This window comes from Acinetobacter legionensis (assembly GCF_048552295.1).
Taxonomy (GTDB): Bacteria; Pseudomonadota; Gammaproteobacteria; order Pseudomonadales; family Moraxellaceae; genus Acinetobacter.
Map to the genome: position 1 here is coordinate 1 of NZ_JBIMCW010000074.1, position 558 is coordinate 558.

The 558-nt window shown below is 43.0% G+C and carries 1 protein-coding gene; it reads left to right on the top strand.

Annotated features, from left to right (window positions below):
• Positions 1-558, top strand: a 558-nt coding sequence (locus tag ACG916_RS21505) for an NAD(P)/FAD-dependent oxidoreductase (RefSeq protein WP_419329357.1), incomplete at both ends; no start/stop codon positions are given.

Below are 558 nucleotides of genomic sequence, written 5' to 3' on the forward strand. Positions count from 1 at the left end.
GTCTGTGTGGTTGAAAAAGGCTCTGAAGTTGGTGCGCATATCCTTTCTGGTGCTGTACTTGAACCTCGTGCAATCAATGAACTTTTCCCTGACTGGAAAGAACAAGGTGCACCTTTAAATGTACCTGTGACTGAGGACAAAACTTATTTCCTCATGTCTGCTGAAAAGTCTCAAGAAGCACCACACTGGATGGTTCCTAAGACCATGCACAACGATGGTAACTATGTTATTTCATTGGGTAATGTGGTGCGCTGGTTAGGTCAAAAAGCGGAAGAGTTAGAAGTTTCTATCTTCCCGGGCTTTGCTGCCTCAGAAATCCTTTATCATCAAGATGGTTCTGTAAAAGGCATCCAAACTGGTGATATGGGTATTGGTAAAGATGGTGAACCTACTCATAACTTTACCCCCGGCTACGAGCTTCATGCAAAATACACAATTTTTGCAGAAGGTTGCCGTGGACACCTTGGTAAACGTTTGATTGCAAAATACAACTTAGACCAAGATGCTGATCCGCAACATTACGGTATCGGAATCAAAGAACTTTGGGAAATTGACCCT